The organism is Streptomyces sp. NPDC044002 (assembly GCF_056434525.1).
Genome location: NZ_JBWKEZ010000029.1, coordinates 21556 through 28184, shown reverse-complemented (window position 1 = coordinate 28184; position 6629 = coordinate 21556). Strand labels below are relative to the sequence as shown.

Sequence of the window (6629 nt, the reverse complement as noted above, 5' to 3'; positions counted from 1 at the left end):
CTTCCCCGCTGTGGGCAGGGGGGGAGGGGCGGGTGGCGGGGACGGGGAAAGAGACAAGGGGCACCCCCCGGACAACTCCCCAAAACGGCCCCGGGGGGGGGGGGGGGGGGGGGCCCCCCCCCCCCCCCCCCCCCCCCGCTCCGGATATCGGTACCCCCGCTCCCGGCATGTCGGCGCCGGGCCATAAGGTGCGCGTAAACATCGCACCATGTGCGCGTCAAAAACCGCACCATCCCGTGGGGGGACCCCAACCATATGGGCGCTTCGCTGCGCGCTCTGCGCGCCCTCGTCCTGCTCGCCGGCTTCTACCTGCTGAGCGTCGTCCTGCTCGCCCTCCTCGGGCTGATCGACTGGGCTGCCGTCTCCTGGCTCAACGGCGCCGTGGGCGGCAAGATCGTCATCGGTACGGTGGTCCTCGCCATCCCGATCATCCGCGGCATGTTCATGCTCCGCACGCCCAAGGCCGACCCCATGCCCGGCGTCCGCGTCACCGAGGCGCAGGAGCCCGCCCTGTGGCAGGCCGTACGCGAGACCGCCGACCAGGTCGGCACCCGCGCCCCCGACGAGATCGTGCTGATCGACGAGGTCAACGCCGCCGTCTCCGAGGACTCCCGGCTGCTCGGCCTGGTCTCCGGCACCCGCCGCCTCTACCTGGGCCTGCCCCTGATGACGGGCCTGGACGAGATGCAGCTGCGCGCCGTCCTCGCCCACGAGATGGGCCACTACGCCAACCTCGACACCCGCCTCACCCCGCTCATCGCCCGCGGCCGCGCCCAGCTCGTGCGCACCATCGGGCACTTCCACGACCGCGCGGACAACACCGAGGCCAAGGAGCGCGCCAAGCAGGAGAAGCGCGCCGAGAAGCGGCTGGCCAAGGGCAAGAAGGCCAAGGAGATCGACACCGACGGCGCGGGCTTCTCGTACCGCGCGATGGCGGCGGTCTACACCGGGTACGCCCACTTCTACATGCGCGCCACCCTCTCCTCCTCCCGCCGCCAGGAACTGGCCGCCGACCTCGCCTCCGTCCGCGTCGCCGGCCGCGACTCCGCCGCCTCCGCGCTGCGCCAGCTGAGCGCCCTCGACTCGGCGCACGGCTTCTACATGAGCTCGTACGCCACCCTCGGCGTCGGCGCCGGCCTGCTGCCGCGCCCCGGCCAGGTCTTCGGCGGACTCCGCCAGCTGCTCGACGCCCGCCCCGGCGAGCTGGAGAAGCTGCGCCACGACCTGTCCACCGAGCCCGCCTCCCCGTACGACTCCCACCCCGCACTCGCCGAGCGCGTGGCCCGCATCGAGGCCCTGCCCGACGACGGCCGGACCGGCCAGGCGGCCCGCCCGGCGCTGGAGCTGCTCGCCTCCCCGCAGGAGGCGCTGGCCGCGCTGGAGCAGGCCGTCCTCACCCCCGAGGCGCTCGCGCTGACCCGGGTGGACTGGGACGAGCTCGTCCACCGGTCGATGACCACCTACACCGGCCGGGGCGCGGAGGAGGTCCGCGAGGCCCTCACCGCCGAGGGCGCGGGTCCGGGCCTGGGCGACCTGCTGGACGCGGTCGACGCCGACCCGGCGGTGCGCTGGCGGATCGCCGACCGCTTCCCGAAGTCCGAGGAGGCGGCGGCCGCGACCGGCCGCACCGCCCGCGAGTTCGCCCGCCCGGTCGTCCGGCGGGCCCTCGGCCAGCTGGTCACCGTCGAGCTGCTGGCCCGCGGCGCCGCCCGCTGGGAGCTGTCCTGGTCGGACTCGGCCACCCTGTCCTACCCCGTTCCCGGTTTCGAGGACGAGCTCGGCCCCGCGCTGGACGCGGCCGTCGCCGACGTGCCCGACACCGAACTCCTGCGGAAGCTGGTGCTCGCGCCGTGACCGTCGTACTCGCCGTCATCGGCGTCCTGCTGCTGGCCGTCGCCTGCTGGGTCCTGCGCGGGGTGTACTTCATCCGCAAGGCCAAGCGCCTCGAAGCCGAGATCGGCGCCCTGGACGCGCAGACCGAGGCCGCCAAGTCCGACGAGGAGGCCCGCAAGGCGGCCGCTGCCGTCGCGCTCGGCTTCGTCGCCGAGGCCGACCTCGACACCGAGAACCCGGCACCGGTCCCGGCCGCCCGGACCGCCGTCCTGGCGGCCGTCCGCTCCGGCGACTGGGAGGCGGCCGCCGCGTACGTCGATGCCGCCGGGCAGGACTGGCAGGAGCGGCTGGAGCGGGTGCGCCCGCTGGCCGAGGCCGCCGCCGAGGACGACGCGTGGCTGCTGGCCTGGCGCGCGGCCCGGCCCGGGGACGCCACGGCGGCCCTCGTCCACGCCGACACCAGCGTGATGGTCGCCTGGAACGTACGCGGCAGCCAGTCCGGCAGCCGCACCACCCAGGAGCAGTTCCGGCTCTTCCGCCAGCTGCTGTCCAAGGCCCAGGCCGACGCGCACGAGGCGCAGCAGCTCGCCGACCCCGCCGACCCCAGCCCGTACGTCGTCGAGCAGGCCATCGGCATGGGCCTGGGCTACTCGCACGAGCGCTACCGGGAGCTGTGGGCGCGGATCACCGAGCGCGCCCCGCGGCTGCTGTGGTCGCACGTCGCGGGCCTGCAGTACTGGTGCGCGAAGTGGCGGGGCTCGCACGAGCTGGCCATGGCCTTCGCCCGCGAGTCGGCGGCCGCCGGGAAGCCGGGCGACCTGCTGACGCTGCTCCCCCTGATGGCGTACTTCGAGCAGGAGACGCACGAGGACGACCTGCTGCCGGAGACGTACTACAAGGAGCCGGAGATCGTCGCCGCGGCCGACGCGGCACTCGCGGACCTGGCCGCCGCCGGCAACGAGCACCCGGGGACCCCGCGGATCCGGCACATGCTGGCCTACCTGCTGTTCTGGCAGGACCGGGACGCGGAGGCGGTCGAGCAGTTCCGCCACGTCGACGGGCACATCGGGGCCGTGCCGTGGACGTACGCCGGGGAGCCGAAGCGGCGCTACCTGTACGCCCGCGACTGGGCGGTGAACGTGACCACGCCGGACGCGTAGTTCTGGGGTCGGGGGGAGAAGGGGGGGGGGGGGGGGGGGGGGGGGGGGGGGGGGGGGGGGGGGGGGGGGGGGGGGGGGGAGGGCCCCCCCCCCCCCCCCCCCCCCCCGACCGTTGTCCCTCCCACAAGGAGGAATTCCATGTTCTCGTACCGCCGCACCCCCGAACTGCCCACCCGCGAGGAGGCCCTCAAGGGCCGCACCGAAGCGCAGTTCTCCCTGCCCGAGCGCCACACGGTCCTCGGCAACCCGCTGTCCGGCCCCTACCCGGAGGGACTGGAGGTGGCCGACTTCGGCCTGGGCTGTTTCTGGGGCGCCGAGCGCAAGTTCTGGCAGACACCCGGAGTGTGGACCACCCTGGCCGGCTACCAGGGCGGATACACCGAGAACCCGCTGTACGAGGAGGTGTGCTCCGGCCAGACCGGCCACACCGAGGTCGTCCGCGTGGTCTTCGACCCGGCGCAGGTCTCCTACGCCACCCTCCTGAAGCTCTTCTGGGAGTCCCACGACCCCACCCAGGGCTTCCGCCAGGGCAACGACGTCGGCACCCAGTACCGCTCGGCCGTCTACACCCACTCCCCCGCCCACCAGGCGGCCGCCGAAGCCTCCCGGGACGCCTACCAGCGCGTCCTGACGTCCGCGGGCCACGGCACCATCACCACCGCCGTCCTCCCGGCACAGGACCGCCCCTTCTGGCCGGCGGAGCCGTACCACCAGCAGTACCTCGACCGCAACATTAATGGCTACTGCGGCATCGGCGGCACGGGCGTGGCCTGCCCGATCGGCATCGCCGAGGCTCCCGGGGAGTGAGAGGCACCCCGCTGCCCGACCCGGCGCACGAGCGGCTGACCCGGCTCTGGCAGGCCCACCGGCCTGCCGGGCCGATGCTGCCGTGGGAGTTGAAGACGGTGTACAAGGACCGCTGGGTCCGCTTCCACAGCCTGCCGGAGTCAAAACGCTACGCAGAGGACGAAGCGGAGTACGCCGTCCTCCTCGACCGCTACAACACGGTCCTCGACGAGCTCTTCGCGGGCGGCGAGACGTACGTGGTGACCATCGACTGGGCCGACCCGTCCGAGCCGACGGACTACTCGGCCCACCGCGCCGCCCTCCACCCGGAGGGCACGCTGTGGACGACCCTGGACGACACCGACGACCCTAATCCGGCCTTCCACACGCGCTGGTACTTCTACGCCGACCGCCGCCCCTGGCAGCGCGGCTGCCTCGACCCGCTGCTCCGCGCCGTCGCGGACGAGGAACTGCCCGGCGTCTTCGTGACGGACCCGGACCTCACCCGCATCCACCACCCGTACGACGGCGGCGCGGATGTCATCCTCCCCACGTCCGAGGAACGGGACCGCCTGCGCGACCGGCACTCCGCCTGGCTGTCCGCGCACGCATCGGGGTACTGATCAGGACGGGTCGTAGCCGTAGACCCGCTTCGCGTCCAGATGGAGCTCGTACGGGCCCCAACAGTCTGCGGCGAGCGTGGCCACCCGGGCGCCACAGGGGCAGGCACGGTTGAGTCCGCTGTCTCCGGACGGTCCGCAGCATCCGCTGCTGTTCTCCCAGTCCGGCAGCGGCTGGATGTCGGGCGCGTCCTCGGGGTGGATCACGATGTTGTCGAGCGGCCCGGCCGAGACCATGAGGACCCCTTCATCACTCCGCCAGGGCCCACGCGGCTGCGCAGGCCCGCCGTCCTCCTGGTCCGGATGCGGCACATACGGAGCGCCCCACGGTTCGGTCTCAATCGCGTAGTGCCCCTGCGGCATGGTGGCCGGCGCCAGTCGGCTCTCCTTGTCCCGTTCCTCGTCGTCGGGCGCCGAGGGAACGGCAGGCAGCGGCGTCAGGTCTGGCGTAAGACTGCCGCCGCACTTGGCACACAGGAAGACGGTCATGCTGCCGTTGTAGCCGCCGCACACATCCCAACGCATCCTCGATTCCAACCGAGAGGCTGCTTTCCCGTTCTGGAAAGGATCAGCACTTGACCCCACCACAACCAGCTCGGGAGCATCGAACACGACAGGCGTACGCCGACATGTGGGGGCGAGGATGCTGCGGAAGCTGTCCGGTGACCCGGAGTGCAGGAACGGAACGTGCCCGACGCTGTGGGGTACTGAGGACGCCAAGGACTACGTAGTGCAGGGCTACGTCATCACGGACCCCGAGCGGCTGGCGCAGCTCGACCTGCCCGAGGGGGAAACCGCCGTCGTGGTCCCAGCCGCGGTGCTGGAGGAGTACTTCCGTGCTCAACGGTGAGGAGCTCGGCCGTCTCTTCGAGACCTTCGAGCGGACCGCCTTCCGCCTGGAGACGCTCGCCGTCTACAGCGTGGAGGAGGAGCGCGAGGAGTTCGAACGCTTCCTGGCAGGCGGGGACATGGGCCCCTCCTGGGACGACAACCCATGGGTACGGTCGATGACCGACAAGGGCAAGCAGGTCTCACGCGTCCACATCCTTCGGTCTCCGCTGACCGACTACCTGCGGTACGAACTGGCCGCCTATCCGGGCAACATCGCGGCCGGCGAGACCATCGGAATCATCGACCTGTCAGAGCAGACCGTGACCGGCCTGCCCGATCACGACTTCTGGTTGTTCGACGACCAGGACGTGTACCGGATGCACTACACGCCAGAAGGCGCGTTCACCGGCGCCGAACTGCTTCCTGCCCACCGCCTTGCCGAGTATCAGGACTACCGAGACCGCGCCTTGGCCGAAGCGGTGCCCTTCGCAGACTACGGGGAGCGGCACCACTGACCGCCGACTCGATCGGGAAAGCCCTGCGGGCGCTGCGCGACGCATCCGGACTCACGGGTGACGCGGTGGCCCGCAGGGCTTCCATGTCTGCCGGGAAGCTCTCGAAGATCGAGACGGGCAAGGTGCGACCGACTGTCCAGGACGTGGACCTGGTCCTCACTGCCATAGGCGTGAGCGAGGAAGTCAAGGAAGAGTTCCTGGCAGCCGCCCGCGCTGAAGCCACCGAGGCCACAGCATGGCGCCTGCTGCGCCGCACGGGCCCGTGGAAGCACCAGAAGACCATCCGGGCCATCGAGGCCGGCACCACGACACTCAGGCTCTTTCAGGGGCAGCTCATTCCCGGACTCCTCCAGACACCCGAGTACGCCTCCGCCGTCTTCTCCCTGCCTCCGTCCCTGCCGGAGGAGACCAGGGCCAAGACCGTGGCTGCCCGCCTCGAACGGCAATCCGTCCTGTACGAGCCAGGCCGGTCCTTCCGCTTCCTGGTCTGCGAGCACGTACTCCGGTGGCGCATCAGCGAGCCCGTAGTCATGGCGCTCCAGCTCGACCGGCTCGTATCCGTGTCCCGTCTGCCCAACGTCTCGCTGGGTGTCGTCCCGTCCGACCGCCGGATGCCCGACTTCCCTATGACCTGCTTCAGTCTCCACGACGACCGGCTCGTCATCGTGGAGACGTTCCACTCCGAGGTCACCACCCGCGACCCGAAGGACGTCCAGCTCTACCTCGACACCTTCGAACGGTTCGCCGCAGTGGCGGTCTACGGCGACGTCATGAGAACCCTGGTCGAGGGCATCCGGGACGGATTCTTGCCCCAACAGGAAAGGTCCTAGAACGGGCTGCTCAGCGGGTGAAGCATCAGTGGTGCCGACACCCGAGGGAGGGAA

At 71.5% G+C, this 6629-nt stretch carries 7 protein-coding genes; 6 read left to right on the top strand and 1 reads right to left on the bottom strand.

All coding sequences use genetic code 11. The features are described from left to right. Window positions 1-255 precede the first annotated feature (255 nt). From AC07A6_RS21870 to AC07A6_RS21855, 4 genes are all read left to right on the top strand, one after another. A complete protein-coding gene (locus AC07A6_RS21870; protein WP_362465840.1) occupies window positions 256-1854 on the top strand; it encodes a M48 family metalloprotease in 1599 nt (532 codons plus the stop codon). Next, a complete protein-coding gene (locus AC07A6_RS21865; protein ID WP_478778185.1) occupies window positions 1851-2993 on the top strand; it encodes a hypothetical protein in 1143 nt (380 codons plus the stop codon). The genes AC07A6_RS21870 and AC07A6_RS21865 overlap by 4 nt, the downstream gene beginning before the upstream one ends. A gap of 138 nt (window positions 2994-3131) precedes the next feature. Then, window positions 3132-3800, top strand: a complete 669-nt coding sequence (msrA, locus tag AC07A6_RS21860) for a peptide-methionine (S)-S-oxide reductase MsrA (RefSeq protein ID WP_478778184.1) — start codon at window positions 3132-3134, stop codon at window positions 3798-3800. Further along, a complete protein-coding gene (locus tag AC07A6_RS21855) occupies window positions 3797-4402 on the top strand; it encodes a DUF3885 domain-containing protein (RefSeq protein ID WP_478778183.1) in 606 nt (201 codons plus the stop codon). The genes msrA and AC07A6_RS21855 overlap by 4 nt, the downstream gene beginning before the upstream one ends. Here the strand turns inward: AC07A6_RS21855 and AC07A6_RS21850 are convergent, their stop codons facing one another. Next, the gene (locus AC07A6_RS21850; RefSeq protein WP_478778182.1) at window positions 4403-4888 is read right to left on the bottom strand and encodes a hypothetical protein; all 486 of its coding nucleotides are present in this window, start codon (window positions 4886-4888) and stop codon (window positions 4403-4405) included. A 347-nt stretch (window positions 4889-5235) separates the two neighbouring features. On the opposite strand from AC07A6_RS21850, the gene AC07A6_RS21845 reads away from it, so the two are divergent. Together AC07A6_RS21845 and AC07A6_RS21840 are read left to right on the top strand one after the other, a co-directional pair. Next, on the top strand, window positions 5236-5745 hold the full coding sequence (locus AC07A6_RS21845) for a DUF6879 family protein (protein ID WP_478778181.1): 510 nt from the start codon (window positions 5236-5238) through the stop codon (window positions 5743-5745). Between the two features lie 23 nt (window positions 5746-5768). Continuing rightward, window positions 5769-6575 (top strand): helix-turn-helix domain-containing protein, encoded by an 807-nt coding sequence (locus AC07A6_RS21840; protein WP_478778220.1) that lies wholly within the window; start codon window positions 5769-5771, stop codon window positions 6573-6575. Window positions 6576-6629: the final 54 nt, after the last annotated feature.